18 protein-coding genes are annotated in these 21,692 nt (G+C 38.0%); 9 read left to right on the plus strand and 9 right to left on the minus strand.

What is annotated here, in order from left to right; all coding sequences use genetic code 11:
- Positions 1-124 precede the first annotated feature (124 nt).
- The 3 genes from G440_RS0110345 to G440_RS0110355 all read left to right on the plus strand — a co-directional run bounded on the left by G440_RS0110345 (position 125) and on the right by G440_RS0110355 (position 2,304).
- A complete protein-coding gene (locus tag G440_RS0110345) occupies positions 125-1,288 on the plus strand; it encodes an IS4 family transposase (protein ID WP_026450205.1) in 1,164 nt (387 codons plus the stop codon).
- A 21-nt stretch (positions 1,289-1,309) separates the two neighbouring features.
- On the plus strand, positions 1,310-1,501 hold the full coding sequence (locus tag G440_RS0110350; RefSeq protein WP_026451243.1) for a hypothetical protein: 192 nt from the start codon (positions 1,310-1,312) through the stop codon (positions 1,499-1,501).
- A 158-nt stretch (positions 1,502-1,659) separates the two neighbouring features.
- A complete protein-coding gene (locus tag G440_RS0110355; RefSeq protein ID WP_034259386.1) occupies positions 1,660-2,304 on the plus strand; it encodes a plasmid pRiA4b ORF-3 family protein in 645 nt (214 codons plus the stop codon).
- Positions 2,305-2,359: 55 nt separating this feature from the next.
- On the opposite strand, the gene G440_RS0110360 is transcribed toward G440_RS0110355, so the two are convergent.
- From G440_RS0110360 to ku, 3 genes are all read right to left on the minus strand, one after another.
- The gene (locus G440_RS0110360) at positions 2,360-3,136 is read right to left on the minus strand and encodes a DUF1206 domain-containing protein (RefSeq protein WP_026451245.1); all 777 of its coding nucleotides are present in this window, start codon (positions 3,134-3,136) and stop codon (positions 2,360-2,362) included.
- An 81-nt stretch (positions 3,137-3,217) separates the two neighbouring features.
- On the minus strand, positions 3,218-5,680 hold the full coding sequence (ligD, locus tag G440_RS0110365; RefSeq protein ID WP_026451246.1) for a DNA ligase D: 2,463 nt from the start codon (positions 5,678-5,680) through the stop codon (positions 3,218-3,220).
- A gap of 2 nt (positions 5,681-5,682) precedes the next feature.
- Positions 5,683-6,462, minus strand: coding sequence for a non-homologous end joining protein Ku (ku, locus tag G440_RS0110370; protein WP_026451247.1), 780 nt, complete (start codon positions 6,460-6,462; stop codon positions 5,683-5,685).
- Between the two features lie 262 nt (positions 6,463-6,724).
- Here ku and G440_RS0110375 point away from each other — a divergent pair, with 262 nt between their 5' ends.
- The 3 genes from G440_RS0110375 to G440_RS19815 all read left to right on the plus strand — a co-directional run bounded on the left by G440_RS0110375 (position 6,725) and on the right by G440_RS19815 (position 9,159).
- Entirely contained in the window at positions 6,725-6,928 is a 204-nt protein-coding gene (locus G440_RS0110375) for a hypothetical protein (protein ID WP_026451248.1), read from the plus strand.
- A gap of 100 nt (positions 6,929-7,028) precedes the next feature.
- On the plus strand, positions 7,029-8,507 hold the full coding sequence (locus tag G440_RS19810) for an exonuclease domain-containing protein (protein WP_034259388.1): 1,479 nt from the start codon (positions 7,029-7,031) through the stop codon (positions 8,505-8,507).
- 82 nt (positions 8,508-8,589) lie between these two features.
- On the plus strand, positions 8,590-9,159 hold the full coding sequence (locus tag G440_RS19815; protein WP_034259390.1) for a transposase: 570 nt from the start codon (positions 8,590-8,592) through the stop codon (positions 9,157-9,159).
- 239 nt (positions 9,160-9,398) lie between these two features.
- Here the strand turns inward: G440_RS19815 and G440_RS0110390 are convergent, their stop codons facing one another.
- From G440_RS0110390 to G440_RS0110410, 5 genes are all read right to left on the minus strand, one after another.
- Positions 9,399-10,982, minus strand: a complete 1,584-nt coding sequence (locus tag G440_RS0110390) for a T9SS type A sorting domain-containing protein (protein WP_169718956.1) — start codon at positions 10,980-10,982, stop codon at positions 9,399-9,401.
- A 285-nt stretch (positions 10,983-11,267) separates the two neighbouring features.
- Entirely contained in the window at positions 11,268-11,918 is a 651-nt protein-coding gene (locus G440_RS0110395; protein ID WP_026451250.1) for an HAD family hydrolase, read from the minus strand.
- A 187-nt stretch (positions 11,919-12,105) separates the two neighbouring features.
- Positions 12,106-13,146 (minus strand): MBL fold metallo-hydrolase, encoded by a 1,041-nt coding sequence (locus tag G440_RS19820; protein WP_051285294.1) that lies wholly within the window; start codon positions 13,144-13,146, stop codon positions 12,106-12,108.
- Position 13,147: 1 nt separating this feature from the next.
- The gene (locus tag G440_RS0110405) at positions 13,148-14,161 is read right to left on the minus strand and encodes an LLM class flavin-dependent oxidoreductase (protein WP_026451251.1); all 1,014 of its coding nucleotides are present in this window, start codon (positions 14,159-14,161) and stop codon (positions 13,148-13,150) included.
- An 80-nt stretch (positions 14,162-14,241) separates the two neighbouring features.
- A complete protein-coding gene (locus tag G440_RS0110410) occupies positions 14,242-15,306 on the minus strand; it encodes an NADH:flavin oxidoreductase/NADH oxidase (protein WP_026451252.1) in 1,065 nt (354 codons plus the stop codon).
- 737 nt (positions 15,307-16,043) lie between these two features.
- On the opposite strand from G440_RS0110410, the gene G440_RS21645 reads away from it, so the two are divergent.
- The gene (locus tag G440_RS21645; RefSeq protein ID WP_157417937.1) at positions 16,044-16,238 is read left to right on the plus strand and encodes a hypothetical protein; all 195 of its coding nucleotides are present in this window, start codon (positions 16,044-16,046) and stop codon (positions 16,236-16,238) included.
- Positions 16,239-16,541: 303 nt separating this feature from the next.
- On the opposite strand, the gene acnA is transcribed toward G440_RS21645, so the two are convergent.
- Entirely contained in the window at positions 16,542-19,325 is a 2,784-nt protein-coding gene (gene acnA, locus G440_RS0110420) for an aconitate hydratase AcnA (protein WP_026451254.1), read from the minus strand.
- A gap of 183 nt (positions 19,326-19,508) precedes the next feature.
- On the opposite strand from acnA, the gene G440_RS0110425 reads away from it, so the two are divergent.
- Positions 19,509-20,465 (plus strand): lysylphosphatidylglycerol synthase domain-containing protein, encoded by a 957-nt coding sequence (locus tag G440_RS0110425; RefSeq protein WP_051285295.1) that lies wholly within the window; start codon positions 19,509-19,511, stop codon positions 20,463-20,465.
- Between the two features lie 41 nt (positions 20,466-20,506).
- A complete protein-coding gene (locus G440_RS0110430; RefSeq protein ID WP_169718957.1) occupies positions 20,507-21,613 on the plus strand; it encodes a glycosyltransferase family 2 protein in 1,107 nt (368 codons plus the stop codon).
- Positions 21,614-21,692 lie beyond the last annotated feature (79 nt).

Raw genomic sequence — 21,692 nt, forward strand, 5'->3', positions numbered from 1 at the left:
CACTAGTGTCCACTAAAAGTTTATAAAAGTTCTTTGAAATTATTGTAAACCTGTGTTTTAAGTCTCATTTTAAAGCGTGACGATTTGAAATGGCTATCTATGTTCGTAAAATAATATTACGAATATGAACCAAGGCAAATATATATTTTCTCAGTTGGTAAATTTTCTGCCACAACGTGTTTTTGATAGAGTTACTGCTAAATATTCTGGGAATAAATCAGTCAAACATTTTACTTGTTGGAATCAATTATTATGTATGGTTTTCGGTCAATTATCTGCTAGAGAAAGTCTGAGAGATTTGATACTTATTATAGAGGCTCATAAGTCAAAATCATATCATTTAGGGTTTGGTAAAAGTATAACTCGAAGCAACTTGTCAAAGGCAAATGAAAATCGAAACTTCAAAATATTCGAAGAGTTTGCAGACCATTTGATTAAGATTGCCCAAAGCAAAAATGATAAAAGTGATTTTGAAATAGAAGGTAATATCTATGCCTTTGACTCCTCTACTATCGACCTTTGCCTTAGTGTATTTTGTTGGGCCCATTTTCGCAAAACAAAAGCAGGAATCAAATTACACACCCTCTTTGATGTTAATACCCACATCCCCGTGTTCATTCATATTACAGAAGCAAACATACACGATGTTAATGCGATGGATGTTATAGATTACGAGCCTTTAGCTTACTATATATTTGACCGTGCTTATGTAGATTATGGACGTCTTTATCGCATCGAGAAAGCTAAAGCTAATTTTGTGGTTAGAGCAAAATCGAACATTAAATTCAAAAGAATGTATTCAAGAAAAGCAGATAAAGCCAATGGAATCAAATACGACCAAATTGGAAAAATAATGGGCTTTTATAGTTCTAAAGATTATCCCGAAAAAATTCGTAAAGTAAAATATTACGACAGTGATACTAAAAAAACGTTAGTGTTTTTAACAAACAACTTTAAATTATCTGCTAATGATATTGCATTGCTTTACAAACAAAGATGGCAAGTAGAACTATTCTTTAAATGGATAAAACAACATCTAAAAGTGAAAACCTTTTGGGGCAGATCAGAAAACGCTGTTCGAGTACAAATCAATGTTGCGATTATAACATATTGTTTGGTGGCCATAGTCGCCAAAGAATTAAAAATAAATCGTTCCAATTATGAAATTTTACAAATATTATCTGCATCACTACTTGATAAAACCCCTTTAAATGAGCTACTTATGAAATCAGATTACAATAATGTCAATGAACAAAATACTAATCAGCTGGTTTTCAACTTATTTTAAGTGGACACTAGTGAGTTTATCATGGAAATTACAATCTCGGGAAACGATAGAAAGCTTTTACAACAAGTAGAGGCATTGGCAAGAAGATTAGGGCTGGAAATTGAAAGTTCTACTGAAAAGGAAAAAGTTGAAAAGGACACGGAAAGCAATTCAGAATCACTCTATCAGCTTATGGAAGAAATGGAAGCTTCTGGTGGTATTACCAGCATATAGGATCCAGTGGCTTGGCAAAATGAAATGCGGAAAGATAAGATTGTATATGGGAGAGAGGGAAAATGAAAAGACGCTTATCCGCAAAAATTTTAAACATATTCAAAATTTAGAAACTGTAAATCTTTTAGAACCATAATCAATTTATTTAAATTTTAAAAATGAACAAAAATTTCCTAAAACTAAAAATTGAACTCAAAGATCTTCCGCATAAGGTGATACGCAAGGTTTTGGTTCCTGAAGATATTAGTATGTTTCAGCTACATTTGGTTATCCAAGAAAGTATAGGATGGTTTAACGCACATCTTTTTGAATTTTGCGATGCAAAATCAAAGTCTGAAATCCGCGTTGGAATTCCTGATGAGTTTGATGAAGATTTCGCCTGTTTCGCTTCTGCTCCCAAAAGAGATGCCTTTCAAGTGCTTTTGAAAGATTCTTTTCTAATGGAAAATGGCGCTAAGCCGTTTTGGTATTGGTATGACTTTGGAGATGATTGGTGGCACCAAATTACTTTTCTGAAAAACAGCAAAAAAGATGAGAAGCAGTTTCATGGCGCACCAATATGTATCGACGCCATCGGCAAATGTCCGCCAGAAGATGTAGGAGGTCCTTGGGGCTATACAGATTTTTTGAAAAGCATTCGCAACAAGAAGCATCCAGAACATGAGGAAATAAGGGAATGGTATGGTCTAGAACCAAATGAAAAATACAACGAGATGGAGGTTGATCTAAACGTGATAAATACTATGTTGAACGATTTGTATAAATCTGAAGAGTGGAATTCAAATGATTTTGAGGTTTTCTAAAGAATTTACTTAAGTCTCCCTCTTTAATTATGCGCGTTAGAACTACATGGTGTTTTCAATCCTTCTCAAAACTCCGATACCGTGTTAGCAACACATAAAACGCACCATAGGAAATAAATCCAATTGCAGTAATGGCCATTAAAATTCTCCCAACCGTGGATTGATCTAAAAATGCGAAGGCGTCTTGGATTCCCTTTACATCGTGGTTTCCTGTATAAATTCCAGCACGGAGAAAGAAATAAGCTATAATTCCCACAACAAAGGCTCGGGCATAGAAACCGAACATACCGAGCTTACGTATAAAATTGGAATATTTTTTGCCTTCAAGATTAAACTGGTCCAACATTCCACCTTTAAAAACACCTACCACTAAAACCACAGCCTGAATTGCCAATACGACTCCAATAATGTTAAAGAGAATAGAAATCGTTGTGGGTCCGAGCATATCGAGATAGGTGGTGCCGGATTCTTCAGTGCCCGTATAGGCAAAGAGATGATAAAAAGCGAGAATCGCTATGAATGTATAAACTAAACCAGTGGTAAAGAGGCCGAAGCGTCGCATTTTGGCTTTTCTATCTGTGCCGTCATTCTCAGGATCTTTTATGCTCTGAAAGAACATCCAGAAAGAATAACAACAGAGGCCTAAACCAAGAAGCAATAACATAGTCCGGCCTAAGAATTGCTTTTTTAAAAATATAAGCGCTTGACTTGCTCCCGAACTTTGGCCACCCATATTTAAAGCTGCCAATAAGGATAGGATGCCAATCACCAAGTAAATGATGCCTTTGGAGACAAAGCCAATGACTGCGATTGTTTTGTAGGATTTTTTCAATATTTATCTTGGGATTTAGAATTATGAATGCAAAGTTACGATTAGAATCTGAGACCACTTCTCCATATTCGCAAAGACAAATTATGATAAATTATCTATGGCAGCCTCCATATCCATCCCTTTTCCTAAAACAGGTTTAAACCAGTCACCCATTTGTTCAATTCGATCAGGCATGGTTTTGATTGTAAAATCCAAGAGTTGTAGACCAGGTTTTACTTCTTTCCAACTTAGCGGCGCGGAAACGGTGGCTCCGGGTTTTGGGCGGACACAATAGGGAGCAGCTAATGTTTGTCCGCGTCGGTTTTGTAGAAAATCCAAATAGATTTTACCCTTCCGACTTTTTACCGCGCGCTCCATACTCGTTAGTTTCGGGAGTTTTTCCTGGATATAGTAACAGAGTAGTTTTGTAAAATCCCGCGCCTCATCAAAAGCGTATTCCCCGCCCAACGGGATATAAATATGAATTCCACTAGAACCAGAGGTTTTCACAAAACCTTTAATTTTTGCCAGATCCAAGACTTCTTTGGCAGCCAATGCTACTTCAATAACTTCTTCGAAAGTATTTTTTTCGGAAGGATCTATGTCTATAACAGTGTAGGTGGGATTTTCCAAATTTCCAATTGTGGCGTTCCAGGGATTAATTTCTATACAGCCCAAGTTCGCCATATAAAGCAAGGTTGCTTCATTTTGACACAGCAGATAATCAATCTCCTTTTTAGAAGATTCGGAATAGATTTTTACTGTTTCCACCCAATCCGGTAAGGTGTCGTTGTCTTTTTGATAGAAAGAAGGCTTATTGATACCGTTGGGATGCCGATTTAAGTTTTGTGGCCTGTCTATTAAATAAGGTAAAATAACTTCGGAAATATTTAGATAATAATCAATTAGGTCGTATTTCGTATAACCCGCATCTGGCCAATAGACTTTATCCAGATTTGAAAGTGGTACCGAAATACCATCGACTTCTAAATGCGAAGAGGAACTTTTTGGTTGTGTTGTATGGCCTTGCCCCCCAGCCCCTAAAGGGGGGATTGTGGTTTGTGTTGTACTTTCTTTTTGCTGTGGCACAATTTCATCCAAATCCTTGTCCTTTCGCAGCCCTTTAAATACGGGATGACGCATCAAGCCGCTTTTGGTCCATTCAGAGAATTTTACTTCACATATTAATTTCGGTTCTACCCAATGGGGAGTTCTTCCTTTTAGTGCAAGCTTTTTGGCGAAGGGATTTTTATCCATTTCCAAAGTTTTCAATTTCTCCAAAAGCGATTTTTGTTCCGAAGCTGAAAAACCTGTACCGCAATTTCCTACATAAGTCAATTTTTCTGCTTGATACATTCCCAAGATCAGCGATCCAAAAATGGAGCCGCCCCCAACGGAATCTGTATAACCGCAGATAATTGCTTCTTCGGTGTTGGTATGTTTTATTTTAAGCCAATTTTCACTTCGGTAGCCGGGATCATAAACTGAATCCGCTTTCTTTGCTATGACGCCTTCCATTCCTGCATCAATGGCTTTTTTATAGAGTGTGGGACCCATTGCCGCCAGATGATTACAATAGAGCACATTTTTTAAACCCTCCAAGATTTCGGGCAGAAAGCTTTTTCGTTCCAGCAAAGGAAGTGAAATGGTGTCCATACCATTTAAATGAAGCAAATCAAAAACATAATACCGCAACTCTCCTTTTGTCTTTTCGGGGTCGTATTTTTGAAGTTTTTGAAAATCGGGCGTCCCAGTTTTGTCCACGATAACCACTTCCCCATCCAAAATACAGTCGTGGGGAATGGCTTCCAGCTCTTTTTTGATGGAAGCGAATTTACTGTTGTAGGAAATGCCGTTCCGCGAATAGAGTTCCACTTTGCCATCTTTTATATTTGAAATTACCCGATACCCATCCCATTTCAGTTCAAAAACCCAATCGGGATCTTTAAATATTTTCTTTGCCGGACTGGCAAGCATGGGTTTTATAAATTCTGATGGGTTAAGCGATTTTACTTTTCCAGGTTTGGTTTCTTTTTTTGAAGCTGAAAAAACCTCCGCGTCATATTCTAGCTCTGTGGCGTAGTTATCCTTTTTTTTGATGAGGAGCCATTGGTTCTGTTTTTCGCCGCGATTGGTATGAACCAAAGCAAAACTGCCTTTTATTTTTTTTCCGAAGAATTCAATTTTCAAATCCCCTTTCTTCAATTGCTTGAGAGGATCTTTTCCTTCATCGCTTTCCAAAACCTGAAAAGGCCCTTCGTCCCAAATATCCATCACACCTGCGCCGTAATTCCCCTTGGGAATAGTGCCGTGGAAAGTGAGGTATTTTACGGGATGATCTTCGGTCATAATGGCCAGGCGTTTATCAGAAGGATTCATCGATGGCCCTTTAGGAACGGCCCAACTTTTTAGAACGCCCTCCATTTCTAGGCGAAGGTCGTAATGCAATCTGGAAGCCTGATGCCGTTGAATTACAAAACGATTTGAATCGTTTCTATCCAATTCCCCCTTAGGTTCGGGTGTGTCGTCAAACCTACGTTTCTTTATGTAGTCATCCAGACTCAAGATTAGGAGGCTTTACTTTTTTTCTTTTTCTTTTCTAAGCTCGCTTTTAGTTTCGCCATCAGATCGTCTGCTTTTGTAGGCGTAGTATCAACCTTTTTTGAACGCGTTTTTTTACCGGAGGCTTTGTTGTTGATTATTTTCATCAACTGTTTATTGTAAACATCCTTATACTTATCCAACTTAAAAGGTTCGGTGTAGTTTTCAATCAGACTAAGCGCCATATCTACTTCCTTCTTGGAAACTTTGGTGGATGGCAGTTTAAGATCTGCAGGATCGCGAATTTCATCTGCGAAACGAATCACGTGCAGTACCAAGGCATTTTTATATACACCAATAAGACTTAGGTGCTCTTTTTGGCGCATCACAAATGTGGCTACCCCTAACTTTCCGGTTTTCTTTAAGGCGTCACGTAACAGATTATAACTTTTTCCGCCTTCTTTTTGCGGTTCTAAAAAATACGGGCTTTTAAAAAGGAGGTCGTTTACTTCGGCTTCCTCCACAAACTCTTCAATGTCTATGGTTTTGCTCTTCTTCATATTCGCCATTTCAAAATCCTCTTTCTCCAGAATAATATAGGAGTCATCTTTTTTAAAGCCTTTTACTATATCCTTCCATTCCACTTCCTTTCCCGTGTCTTCATTCACCCTTTTATAGCGAATGCGGGCATTGTCGTGAGAATCCAGCATATCCAGATCGAGTTTTCGATCCTCGGATGCACTATACATTTTTATGGGAATTGACACTAGGCCAAAGCTGATTGAACCGTTCCAGATTGATCTCATAGGATTTGTTTTTATTCTAAAAATAAGATTAATAGCTAGAACCCAATTGGTATTTCACGTTACTTTAACCAAGTGGATATAAATATTAAGAAAGCGATCCAAATTCGTAATTGCAACCAATCCAGGTATTAAAAAGCATAACGATATCACTATCCATTGTTAAATATATAATAACCAGCATTTGGAAGAAGAGAATATGATTAAATTAGTTTAAAAAAGAATCTATACTCAAGTAAAAACTATAACGTCAAATATCAAACCAATGAACTCTAAAGAAGCTAATAAAAAGCCACAGCAACATATGGAGGATGCTGAAAATCAGAACAAACAACAGGAAAAAGAATACCAAGAGGAAAAATCCGGAAAATATAAAAAGCCTGATGAAAAAGATCAAACCGATCAAAATGCTACCAAAAAGTATGAAAAAATAAGAAAAGATGAAGGTAAAAAGCTGGAAGAAGAGTAGTCTATTTCAACAACTTCTTGGATTATTTCCATTTAACAGGAATTATTCCAAAATAATCAAATAGATTTTCCTACATTTGTTTTTCGAGCAAAATTTAAAAATGAAATCATCCACTTTCGCAATTATAGACGTAGAAACCACCGGTGGTGGGATTGCGGGTAATAGGATTACTGAAATCTGTATTGCACTTCTAAAAGATGGGGAAGTCGTTGATAAATATACTTCGCTGGTTAATCCAGAACGTGACATTCCGCAACATATCACCGCCTTAACGGGTATTGATGATAAAATGGTTGCAGATGCGCCACGCTTCCAAGAAGTTGCCGAAAAAATAGAGGAGTTTACAAAGGACGCTATTTTTGTAGCGCATAATGTGAGCTTCGACTATAATGTAATCCGCGGCGAATTTCGTCTTTTAGGGCAACATTACAACCGTAAAAAGCTTTGCACTGTTCGGCTTTCGCGGAAACTGATTCCCGGACATCTTTCTTACAGTTTAGGTAGACTCTGTAATACTATAAATATTCCACACCTCAACCGCCACCGTGCGGAAGGAGATGTAGATGCAACCGTAATTCTTTTTCAACGCTTGCTATCGCTGGATGAAGATTTTGAAATGATCAATACGTTTTTGAATCCTCGTTCCAAGCAGGCCACCCTTCCACCCCATCTTCCAGCAGAACAGATTGATGAACTACCCGAGGATGCGGGAATTTATCTTTTTAAAAATCAAAAACATCAGGTGATTTATGCAGGAAAGGCAAAGAATATCAAGAAACGAATCCTCTCCCACTTTTACGATAAAAAAACGAAGGAATATCAACTAGGGCAAGAAACACATTTTATAGATTTTGAACGTACAGGAAATGAACTCATAGCGCTGTTGGTGGAATCGGAACATATCCGGAAACACTATCCGAAATTCAACCGCGCACAGAAATGGCCCGCCACGACCTACCAAATTATTAATTACGAAAACCAACGCGGCATTATTCAGTTGGCATTGTCAAAAACAAAGCTTCGGCACGATTCTGTGAGCACTTTTTACAATAGAACAGAAGCCACCGAAAAACTGGAGGAATTATGTGAGACATTTAAGTTATGTCCGCGTTTTTGCACCTTGCAGAGTTCTTCTGAAAAATGCTCCCACTACCGAATAAAAAACTGTGAAGGTATTTGTGAGGACTTAGAAACGGTGGAAGAATACAACCAAAAAGTTCAGGCTGCCATGAAGTCTTTAAAAGATAACAATCCAAGTTTCGCAATACAAGGAAAAGGCAGAACCGAAGGGGAAATAGGTTTTGCTTTAGTTGTAGAGGGACAATATAAAGGTTTTGGCTTTTTTGACCGTAGTGACGCCATCTGCAATATTGAAGATTACGAACCTTTTTTAAAGCTACAGCAAGCCAGTTATCATACGCACGCTATTATTAGGAGCCATCTTAAGAAGCAAGGCGAGCGAAATCTGGTTTATTTTGAAACGCCGCTTCCACTTTCAGAGCATAGAATTAATGCGATGAAGAAGAGTTCGGCCGGAGTAGAAACAGAGAATTTACTTGCAAATTTAATAGGTTTCTAAAAGCCGGTTAGGTATAGTCACTAGACCTAACAGGTCTCAAAGACCTGTTAGGTCTTCATAACAACGCTAAAAACGAGTAATTATGAAACAGGATTTTATAGAACTTGGCGCCACTTATCATATCTTTAATAGAGGAAACAATAGGGAGAACATATTCATTGAGGATAAAAACTACACCTACTTTCTCCAATTACTAAAAAAACATATTATACCTATTGCGGATATCTACGCATATTGTCTTTTAAAGAACCATTTTCATCTTTTATTGAGAATTAAAGATGAAAATGATATCTCCATAAGATATAAAGACCGTCCCTACCAACCTTTTTCCAATATGTTCAACGCTTATTCGAAGGCAATTAATAAGGCTTATTCACGAAGTGGTAGTCTTTTTCAGGAACACTTAAAGCGGAAGCGTATAAAGGATGAAAAGTATTTAACGCAAGTTTTGGGATACATACATTTAAATCCAGTAAAACACGGCTTCACGCAGGATTTTAAAACATATATATATTCTTCATTTAAAGCTTATTCTTCTAACAAACATTCAAATATTGACAGCGAAACCATTTTTGAATTGATTGACAAAGAAAGCTTTGAATATTGGCACCATCAAAGTGTAATGGGTTTGGAAGATATAATGGATCTATAGAACATAAAACCTAATAGGTCTTCCTCCTACGCTGCAATAGCTTGTGCCTCCGCTTGCCTACTACACCGAAGCGGCTACAAAGGCAGTAAAAGCTTCGGCGACACGCGGGCGGCGGACATGTGAAGACCCGTTAGGTTTATGGAAATTCGTGTGAAGTAATTTAATCGGATTCTTATAAAAGAAAATGCCATCTGAATAAAACCATTCAGATGGCATTTTCTGCTCGATTAAGAAATGATTTATTCCACAAGAAGCTTTTTTACTACTGATGAATTTTCGTTGGTAAAGTGTATTAGATAGGTGCCAGGTGATAGTATATCCTTCATTTCAGTATTTCCGGAGATATTTTTGGAAAGGATTTTTCTTCCTAAGAGATCAAATATTTCCACAATAAAGGAATCTTTGGTTTCTATAGAAAATGAGCCTTTGGAAGGATTTGGATAAAGACTTATCACTGCATTATTTTGAAATTCTTCAGTTCCAATATAAATATTCACTCCACGTTTATAAAAAACCTCCCGTTCATCCCAGCCTTGGCCATCGTTAAATCGCATATCATTCCAAACTACATGTAGGTTACCGTGTATATCGAATTTACAGACAGGCTCTTCCCAGCTCGGATCCTCATCAACAATAACTTCAGGAGGACCAAAAAAGCCTTGATTTTTTTGGTATTCCACAAAGGAAATGTTTTCCGCAAATATATCGGTATAGATAAGCGCGCAGTCATCATTGGAATTACAGTCCATCGCAATTCTTTTAAAACCGGCTGAAGAAGAAATATCTTCAAAAATATGAGAAGATTGGCTAAATGAATCTGCATTCCCATCATAATCATAAACTTGAACAACATCACGGTCAGGTCCATTTTTCTTATGAACGGTAAGAACCATAACCTCACCCGAAGGAGATGTTGCTAAGGTATAATTGAAGGTTCCTATATTATCATCCGTTATTAAGGTGGCAGGGCTCAGGTCGTGCGTTACCTCATCATAAACTCTATATTTCAATTCTGTTACACCTCCCGCAGTGTTTTCAGAATAAATTATCATTCCTTTATCGTTACCAATGCTTTTAAAAAACGGGTAGCCAGCATCCATATTGTCGGTCACATCGGAAACTGGGATGTCGCTAGACCAAGAAGTTCCATCAAAGAATTTCATATAGATTTCTTCATTCACTTGGTTTGCTCTGTAGTCATAACCCCATGCCACAACAGGAAGGTTATCGGCTGTACTATAAATAGCGTGCCGACCACTTGAGTGATTTACGGTACCGTTTTCATCAGAAATCTTCACGCCGTCGCTCCAAATATCGGTAGCGGCATTATAATAGGAGTAGCCGACGTAATTCCTAACATTTTCGTATGCCCAAACGTTATAGGTAGCGTGCAGATCGCCATTTGGAGAGACTGCTATAGCTCCGTAGTGATTGTTCCTGGCCCCAATCTCGCCACCTTTATCAATAAAAATAGGAGTGGTCCATTCATCATTGCCTATTTTCTTACGAAACATAATTTTCTGAAGTCCGTTAGAATAATTGTCGCTGTACACCACATAAGCATTACCAGATTCGTGGACATCCATTCTCGGGTCCCAAGAATCGAGCGTTGGATTGTTGGAAATATCAAAATCCTCCAGATCCCAATCCAAGGCGAGGCCAACAAGGGCAAGGGGTTCTTGATTTTCATCGCTGCTGCGTTCTATATTTGCACTGGAAAAATACAATTTCCCATCCGCATCTATGGAATAAACGCCTGGCATTTGCGCAAAAGCCAGACTCATCGAAAAGAAAGCGCAATAAAAGAGTAGATTTTTTGTCATAATGAGCATGATTAAGGTTAAATCAACTCAAATATAACAGAATAGCGGTCTTTTTCCTAAGGAAACTGATTTTAATATTATGAAAGTAGAGGCTTTCTTAAGAAGAATAGAAGGCGGAATTTGGTTTGTTATTAGAAGCTGAATCAACCCTTCGCCTATCGGCATTCCGAAATAAATTCAGCAGAAGCGATCCCTTAAAAAAAGGAGAGGCGTATTTATTTTACTTTTTAAAATGTTTGTTGCTTCGAAACCTGACAGGTTTTTAAAACCTGTCAGGTTTGGGGATTAACGAGACAGTTTAGAAAATAAAATCTCATCAAAACTAGTGATCACTCTATCTGCGATGCTGTAATCCTGATTTACGGAATTCGGACTTTTAAAACCTACGCAGTAAATATTGGCAGCTTTTGCAGCCTTGATGCCGTTGGTGGAATCTTCAATAACCATACAATTATCTCCGTGTTCTTCTGCAAGTTCAGCGGCTTTTATAAATATTTCTGGGTGTGGTTTTGAGGCTTTTAAATCGGCACCACTAATTTTTGCTTTAAAATATTTATTGAGATCGAAACGATCAAAAATCCTATTTATGTTTGGCATAGAGGCCGAAGATGCCAAAACCAGAGTAAGGCCATTCTCGTGATAATTCTTGATCAAATCGTGCACGCCATCTAACAAGGCAAGGCTAGAATCATTTTCAAATAGATATTTAAAGTGCTTTCGCTTTATGGAAACTAAAGTTTCAGGCGTTTCTGAAAGCTTGAAATGCTCGCACAATGTTCTGCATATTGGCAGAGTGGCTTGGCCTGTAAAGCTATCATAAAGCGCTTCATTTACATCAATGTTCACCTCGTCAAACATTTTGAAATAGGCTTTTCGGTGTAAGGGTTCTGTATCTACAATTACCCCATCCATATCAAAAAGTACTGCTTTTAGCATCTTATAATTTTTTAATAGTAAGTTTCTAGATTATTTAAAGAAACGGTTTAGAACGAAATCTTCATTTATTTACCTCATTCCTAAAGGATGAAATGAAGATTTCTTAAACAACCTAAATCCTAAAGAATCATTTAATTAATGCGATCTCGCGAAGATACTGAAAACGGCAACTATCCAAAATTATCGATTAGGATATCTGCTTCCACCACTGCGAAAACTCCTGCGATTTATTTAAATAAACCACCTCCCCTATCATTGGCCTTATCAAAGGAATCTTTGAAGATTTATTTAGTTCGTCTAATTTATTCATTGGCTCATCCCAAGCGTGCAATGCCAAAGCAAATTTACTGGAATGCACCGGAAATAGCTTTTTAGCACCTAAATCTTCTGCAGCTTGTAATGTTTCCTCCGGTAACATATGAATATAATGCCAAGCCAAATTGTATTGGCCATTTTCCAAAATCACAAGATCGAAGGGACCGAATTTCTCACCGATTTTTTTAAAATGCATATCATAGCCACTATCTCCACCCAGGAATAGATTATATTTTTCCGTTTTAAGAATAAAGGAAAGCCACAGAGTATTATTTTTTTTAAAACTTCTTCCAGAGAAATGCCTCGCAGAAACTGAATTTAACGAAATGTCTGCATCGAGTTTTAAGCTTTCATTCCAATCTAATTCTACAATAGATTCCGAAGTATAGCCCCAGGCTTCAAAATGAGAACCAACGCCCAAGCCAGTTATCACTTGCCTTACTTTCGGCTTTAATTTCTTTATGGTCTTATAGTCCAAATGATCATAGTGATCGTGGGAAATTAGTAAATAATCAATTTCGGGAATATCTTCTGCTGTGTAAACATTGCTTCCCTTATAAGGTTTATTGGTCGCTGGAATGGGGGACGCGCTGTTGCTAAAAACCGGATCTATCAAAATACGTTTTCCATTCAATTGCAAATAATAGGACGAATGCCCGAACCAAAGTAGCAAATCCTCATCCAAAGGCAATTCCTTTAAATTAGTTTTAACCGATGGAATGGGCTGGGAAGGTTTTAGGTGTTTCGGCTTATGAAACAAGAAATCGTACAAAATCTTTCGGAAGCTATAGCCTTCTGCCAGCTGTGGTGTTTCGTTGATATTATGAAATGCACCTTCGCGATAATTGGGCGAATTTTGAATTCGTTTTAAACGTTCGCCAGACGGGGCTTTTCCCAATTGATTATAAAACATTTTATACTCCTTCTCGAATTTCTGACAACAATTCAAAAGACCTTAACCTAGCCTCTTGATTATGAATTTGTGCAGCAACAATAACCTCATCCACTCTGGTTTCAGAAATAAATTTGACCAATTTTTTCCGAACAGTTTCCTGACTACCAATAAAAGTGTACTGCATCATTTTAGAAACGTGAGCTTCTTCCATAGGGCTCCAGAGTCCGTTCATGCTTTTTACAGGCCGAGGAAGTGGAGAGCGGGTGTTTCTGATAATGTTAAGCATAAACAGCTTTGCGCTAGTGGCTAGATATTCCGCTTCTTCATCGGTATCTGCAACTACCGCGTTTACACAGGCCATGGCATACGGTTTTGTTAATTGCTTGGAGTTTTCAAAATTGCTGTGGTATAAACCTAGAGCATCGTGCAAATGTGTTGGCGCGAAATGACTTGCAAAAGCATAAGGTAAACCGAGAGCTCCTGCCAACTGGGCGCTATAAGTGCTAGAGCCTAAGAGATATAAAGGCACTTCCAATCCATCTCCGGGAATCGCTCTTACAAGACTATTTTTATTCGTTTTTGAAAAATATTGTTGCAGTTCCTGTACATCGTTTGGAAAGTCGTTTACCGTTTCCATCCGTTCTCTTCTTAGCGCTTTTGCGGTAACTTGATCCGTTCCCGGAGCACGTCCCAATCCCAGATCGATTCTATCTGGATAAAGCGTGGCGAGCGTTCCAAACTGTTCCGCAACAATTAATGGCGCGTGATTGGGCAACATAACGCCACCCGAACCTACGCGAATGCTTTTTGTGTTTTCAGCTACATAACCAATCAGTAAAGGCGTGGCCGAACTTACAAGGCTTTCGGCATTGTGGTGTTCCGAAATCCAAAAGCGTTTATAGCCTAATTTTTCGGCATGTTGGGCCAAAGCCACACTGTTCTCCATCGCCCTTTTATGGGAGCTGCCCTCAATTACGGGAACCAAATCCAAAATCGAAAACGGGATATTTATTAAATTTTCTTCTTTATTCATACTATCTTTTAACTGCAAACTCTGGCCAAACCTGATTTAAGAAAATCTATTTCGCAGCGCTTCGCATTTTTTTTTAGTTATTATTTGGCTCTTTGATATTGTAGCGGCCAGTTAACATCTACGTTTAATTCATCGGCGGCGTGAAAGGGTAAATAGGGATCTCTAAGACTTTCTCTGCCGTAGAGAATCAAATCGGCTTTCCCCTCTTTTAGAATTTCTTCAGATTGCGCCGCACTTGTAATTTGCCCTACTGCTCCTGTTAAGATATTTGCCTCCTTTTTAATCTGAGCCGCAAATTCCACTTGATATCCTGGCTCACTGGGAATAGTTGCCTTTGGAACGTTTCCGCCAGAAGAAGTATCGATAAGATCAACGCCACGCTTTTTTAGTTCCACAGCAAGCTTTACAGAATCTTCAACAGTCCAACCTCCTTCAGTCCAATCGGTAGCCGAAATTCGAACAAATAAGGGTTTTTCATCAGGCCAAACGTCTCGAACAATTTCAGTAACTTCTAACAAAAGTCGGATTCTATTTTCAAAACTTCCGCCGTATTTATCAGTACGTTCGTTTGCCAATGGCGAATAAAATTGATGAAACAAATAACCGTGGGCGGCGTGAATTTCAACTACATCATATCCAGCTTTTTCGGCACGAATCGTGGCGTCTCTATAATCATTTTTTACTTTATCAATCCCTTCCGCATCTAAAGCAACTGGCGGAGCTTCGTCTTCTCTAAAAGGTAAAGCTGAAGAAGATACGGTTTGCCAACCATTTCTGTGATCGGGAGCAATCTTTTTAGCGCCATCAAGAGGTAAGTGATGACTTGCTTTACGACCAGCATGTGCGAGTTGGATTCCCATTAGAGCCTTTTGTGAATGAACAAAGTGCACAATCTCTCTGGGTTTTATGATATGATCGTCATTCCAAATCCCCATATCGCCATAAGAAATTCTTCCTTCGGGCGAAACGGCGGTGGCTTCCTGAATAATCAAAGCGTTGCCTCCCACGGCGCGGCTTCCTAAATGTACTAAATGCCAATCATTTGCATAACCATCAACGCAGCTATACATACACATTGGGGATACAACCATTCGGTTTTTAAAAGTGGTGTTTTTTATTTTTAACGGGGAAAAGAGGATGTTCATTTTTAATATTGTTTATTCTTTATTGTTATTATTTATTATTACTATCCATTGTGCATTTTGAACATATTTTGACAATATTACCCAAATCTAAAGGGAGCTAGATACGGCTAGCTATTAAATGTGTTCGAAATTCTTATCCTCCGCTTTAGGGGGGCGGGGGTCAAGACGCACCCCAAACCCCAAAGGGATTATCATCGAAATCTTTATTTCATCCTTTTGTCCCGATAGATTCTATCGGGAGAGGGAAAAAACAAGATTTTGTTCATTTACGTTCATTAGACTAAAATGCACAACAGGTTATTACTATTTTCTTTTACTATTATTACTTATTGCGGTTGACAATTCCACTTTGATAATTTTATTCGAATTAGATCTTTTGCTGTTTGTCGAATAAATGAATTAGGATTTCTGGTAAAGTCATTTTTTTTAAAATCGGCTCTAGTTTAAAATTGCTATTATAATTGCAATATCCAATTTTCGACATTTTGTTCTTACCCCATCCCTAAAGGGTGACAAAAGGTCAAAAATTCAATCAGTTCTACGCTGACTGTAAAGGGAATAATTGAATTTTCTTTGTTCGGACTAACCTGAAACCTCTGAGATATCAGTGTAAACCAGAACATCAAATCGCAACTAAATTAGAGCTTTTAAATTCTATAGATATTTCAAGAATCCGTAGAATTGGCGAGTCTTTAAATATTTTGGATTTTCCTCGTTTTGATATGCTTCCCTTTCAAATGAAATATTTCTATAGGCTTGGTTTCGGTTTCTATATTGAACCCAGCGAAACAGAAATTCTACACTGTACCACAAATAGAAAAAGATCAACAGTAATTCCAGTTGTTGACGCAGATGAATGCCTTCGTGGTTTAAGAAAACCGTATCCTCTTTTAAGTAATGATGTTTTAAAACCACAAAAGGCCAAAGGCTAATTCCAATGAAATTTTTACGGAGAAATCTAGGGCTTACAATTAGAATCAATGTTTTAGTTGTTTAGGCTTCGATACATTTTGAAAGCAAGCAACAGTTTTAAGTCAAACGAATCTCGGGATATGCTTTCAAAACACCTACCAAATAAAAGGCAGGCAGGCTCAGCCACCTTCAATAGCAATTCAAAATAATGAATACGCGAAAAGATCACTGAGTATATCCTCTGATAGATATTCCGAATCTCAAGTTAATAAGTCACCAATCATGAGTTAACGAATCTCAAAACCCGCATTCCGATTCAGAATCTATTTTTTTAAAAACTGTCGTAACACATATTGTAAAATTCCTTCGTTTTGGTAATATGCCACCTCAATTGGGGAATCTAATCTTGCAAGAACTTTGAATTCAATTTTCTTGCCATCATCGGTCTTGGCAGTTACAGTTACTTTCTTTAAAGGTGTTAAATCGCTTTCAATACCGGTAATACTGAAAACTTCTTTTCCTGTTAAACCGTGTGAACTGGCAGTTTCACCTTCCAAATACTGAAGTGGTAAAACCCCCATCATGATTAGATTACTTCTGTGAATACGTTCATAGCTCTCTGCCAAAACGGCTTTTATTCCTAAGAGAATAGTTCCTTTGGCAGCCCAGTCACGAGAAGAACCACTACCGTATTCCTTTCCTGTAAGTACAATAAGTGGGGTTTTGTCTTTAATATATTTTTCCGAAGCCTCAAAAACGGTCATTTCTTCCCCAGAAGGAAGGTATGTTGTATATCCGCCTTCTTTGTTGGAGAGTTGATTGTTTATACGCACATTGGCAAAAGTTCCACGTACCATTACTTCATCATTTCCACGTCTGGAACCATAACTATTGAAATTCTTCTTTTCTACTCCTCTTGACTTCAGGTATTTTCCGGCCGCTGAGTCTTCCGCAAAAGCTCCTGCTGGCGAAATATGGTCTGTAGTAATACTATCGCCAAGCATTAATAAAGCTCTGGCACCTTCAATATTTTTTAAAGGCTGTGGCTCATCTGAAAGGTTATTGAAAAACGGCACTTCTTTAATATAAGTGGAATCATCTTGCCACTGATAAAGTTTATCTTCCGGTACTTCTAGATTTTTCCAAATTTCATTTCCTTCAAAAATTTCATCATAATTCTTTTTGAAATCTTTTGGCGTAAGCACTGCGCTCATTACTTCATGAATTTCATCGTCAGTAGGCCAGATATCTTTTAAATAAATTGCCTTACCATTTCTATCACAGCTCAAAGGTTCTGTGGTTAGATCAATATCAACCCTTCCAGCTATGGCAAAAGCCACGACTAACATAGGCGACATCAAAAAGTTCATTTTTACCTGTGGATGGATTCGCGCCTCAAAGTTTCGGTTTCCGGAAAGCACAGAAGTCACAATTAAATCATTTTCTTCTACCGCTTTTGAAATTGCCGGCGGCAAGGGACCTGAATTTCCAATACAGGAAGTACAGCCATAACCAACCAAGTGAAATTGAAGTGCTTCAAGATCTTTAAGCAAATCGGACTTTTCTAAATAATCTGTCACAACTTTTGATCCTGGTGCAAGGGAAGTTTTAACCCAAGGTTTAACGTCAATACCATGTTCTCGGGCTTTCTTAGCAACCAAGCCGGCCCCTATCATCACAAATGGATTGGATGTATTGGTACAGGAAGTAATGGCAGCGATAGCCACAGCACCATCTGAAAGCATGAATTTTTCGTTACCGTGGGAGATCCATACTGTTTTTAATCCATCCTTGGTCTTAGCTTCTTCCACCTCAACATCTGGCAACGGATCGTGCGATTGTTCTACGGGTTGGCTTCCACCCTCTTCCCTCCATCTGGTAATAGCTTCTTCGCGTTCGGAAGGTTTTATGTATTCTCTTCCAAAGCCATTACCAAGTAAATCAATAAATTTCTCCTTGAAATCTTTTAGTAGTATTTTATCCTGTGGTCGTTTCGGGCCTGCAACACTTGGTTGTACCGTTGAAATATCCAATTCCAGAACATCTGTATATTCAATTTTGTCTTCATTTTCACGCCATAGCATATTGGCTTTGCAATAATCCTCTACCAACTGGATTTGTTCCTCACTTCGATTACTGCCCCGCATATATTCCAAAGTCTTATTGTCAATGGGGAAGTAAGTAATAGTACAACCAAATTCGGGCGACATATTACCAATAGTAGCTCTATCCGGCACGGAAAGATTATCCAGTCCAGGACCAAAAACCTCAACAAATTTTCCAACCACTCCATATTTACGAAGTAGATTGGCAATTGTAAGCACCAAATCTGTAGCCGTAGATCCTAAAGGAAGGTCGCCGGTAAGTTTTAAACCAATTACCTCTGGGCTTATAAAATAGATGGGTTGCCCCAGGATTGCAGCCTCGGCCTCAATTCCACCAACACCCCATGCGACAACTCCAATTCCATTTACCATGGGCGTATGGCTATCAGTTCCTACAAGTGTATCTGGAAAAACCATTCCGTCGCGCGCAATTGCGCCTTTAGAAAAATACTCAAGGTTTACTTGGTGGCAAATTCCCATTCCCGGTGGCACCACGCTGAAATTATCAAACGAACGTTGCGCCCACTTTAAAAAGGTATAGCGCTCCTTGTTTCGTTTATATTCCTCTTCCATGTTTTGTTCGTAGGCATATTGTGCGGCAAAATAATCCACCTGCACACTATGGTCTATCACAAGATCCACAGGAATCAATGGATTTATTTTTGATGCATCTCCTCCTTTTCTAGCCATCTCGGCACGTAGAGAAGCAATATCTACAACCGCGGGAACACCCGTAAAATCCTGCATAAGCACTCTAGCGGGCTTAAAAGCTACGTCTTTTTCGCTTTTTTCAGGCTTCCAATTTAAAACTGAATCCAGATGTTCCTTAGTTACCGAGAAATCATCATAATTTCGAAGTGCATTTTCAAGAAGAATTCTTATTGAAAAAGGAAGTTTTTCAATATTGTGTCCTTGTTTTTGAAGTTCTGGTAAACTATAATAGGTTGGCCTGTCTTTGGCGGTGTCGAGCGTTTTTTTGAGGTTGTAGATATCTTGTTGCATAGTATAGGAGATTTTATGGTATTAAAATTAATCATTAATATAGCTACCTCCACATAATGCATGTGGTTTAACAAGCCCTTAACAGGCAACAATTCGTTAAGAATTAAGTCTGGGTTTTTCTTTTCAACTGATTGATTTTATTTTAGTTCGTAGGCAAACCAATTCATTTAGTATTTTAGCATCATGATTGCCATCACCGCCAAACAGAAAAATCACCTATTTACTGCCACTAAATTTCTCGTAGTTGCAATCTCTTTCGGGTTTATCATTCATAAGGTAAGGAGTACTGAGGTTTTGAATCTCGAAGAATTTATTAGAACGATTTTTTCCAGGGGAATTGTTTCTGGATATCTCATTGTTGTATTCCTTCTTTTTGCAGCCGCCAATTGGTGTTTTGAAATCCTGAAGTGGCAGACTTTGGTTTCCTCTTTTGAAAAAATAGATTTTAAAACCGCAATGAAACAGAGTTTAGCATCATTGACTGTTTCCTTGGCAACTCCTAACCGGATTGGAGAGTACGGTGCCAAAGCATTATATTTTGAAGCGCAAGACCGAAAAAAAGTATTGCTGCTCAATTTTTATTCTGGGGCGATTCAAATGCTGGTAACAACCGTGTTCGGCATTATTGGCTTATTCTATTTGATTCAGAAATTCAATCTTTCACTCTCCTACGAAGGGATTTTAATTGTTGGTTTGATTATTGGCTTTCTTTTTGGAATTGGTTATATTTTAAAAGAAAAAGAATTGCTTTTCAAAGGCTTTTCAATTGGGAAAATAGTTCGTTTTTTTAAAAACACTGCCTTTTCGATAAAGCTGAAAGCAAGTCTTTATTCGATCATTCGCTATATAATTTTCAGTTCCCTTTTCTTAGGATTGTTAATATTTTTTGATGCAAATATTTCTATTTCCGAAGCTTACCTCTTAATTTTTGTCATGTATTTTTTGGTTTCCGTTCTGCCTACGCTTTTTATTTTTGATGTGGTAATCCGCGGCGGAGTTGCGGTGTGGCTCTTTTCTTATGTAGGAGTGCCAGAGTTGACTGTGCTTTCAACCGTCTTCGCAATGTGGCTTTTAAATTTTGTGATTCCTTCAATCTTAGGAAGTTTTTACGTTATCACTTACCAACCCACCATCCGATGATTTGGGCCTTTTTGACACTTTTTACTCTGTACTTTTTTTGTATGATGGCATGGGTTTATGGGTTTCAGAAAGTGCGCACATTCTCTTTCTCCGAATTGTCGGACAGGTCTGAAGGAATAATTCCCAAAACCAGATTTTCAGTTATAATTCCCTTTAGAAATGAAGCCGAAAATCTTCCCGACCTTTTAAAAAGCATTGAAAAGCTGAAGTATCCCGAAGCATCGTTCGAAATCATTTTTGTGAATGATGCTTCCGAAGATAATTCTGAAGCGATCCTTTACGAAGCAATACAGAAAAGTAAGTTTTCCATTAAAACTATTCAGAATAAACGCGTTTCCAATTCTCCAAAAAAAGACGCCATTTCTGAAGCAGTCCAACAAGCAAATTTTGAATGGATAGCAACCACCGACGCTGATTGTACACTTTCGTCAAATTGGTTAAAAAGCTTTGATCGATTTATTCAGCTAAACAATCCAATGATGGTTTGTGGTCCTGTGAAGTATGAATCTGCCGATAGTTTTATTGAAAACTTTCAGGAATTAGATGGGTTGAGTCTGCAAGCCGTTGGCGTTGGAGGTTTTGGTTTTAATAATCCGCTTTTGAGCAATGGTGCAAATTTGGCATATACCAAAAATGCATTTTTAGAGGTGAACGGCTTTTCAGGCAATGATCATATTGCAAGTGGAGACGATATTTTTCTGATGGAAAAGATGAAAAGGACTTTTCCTGGGAGGGTTCAATTTTTAAAATCTGAAGAAGCAATTGTTTCAACAAAGCCGCAGAAAAATTGGAAAGATGTGATAAATCAGCGAATACGTTGGGCTTCTAAAACTTCAAAACAGAAAAGTATAACGTCACTTTTTCTTGGTGCCTTGGTTTTTCTGGTAAATATTTCAATCTTGGTATTGCCGATTCTTATGATTTTCGATTCGGAACGTGCGCTGGTTTATTTGTTACTTATCGTTTTTAAAATAATCACGGATTTTGTTTTTATTCAACGATCTGCGCAATTTTTTAATGTAAAGATTTCCTTTTGGAAATTTCCATTGCAGACATTTGTATATGCTGCAGTGATATTTATAGTGGTTTTGGGAAGTTTCCGTGGGAAGTATTTGTGGAAGGGTCGAAGCATAAAAAAAATGACTTAAGACTGAATGACTTATGACGTAGGACATTCAACGGTGCACGAATTCAACTTTTTCCATTATAACAATGGCAGTTGCAAAT

The sequence above is a fragment of the Aequorivita capsosiphonis DSM 23843 genome (genome assembly GCF_000429125.1).
Classification (GTDB): Bacteria; Bacteroidota; Bacteroidia; order Flavobacteriales; family Flavobacteriaceae; genus Aequorivita; species Aequorivita capsosiphonis.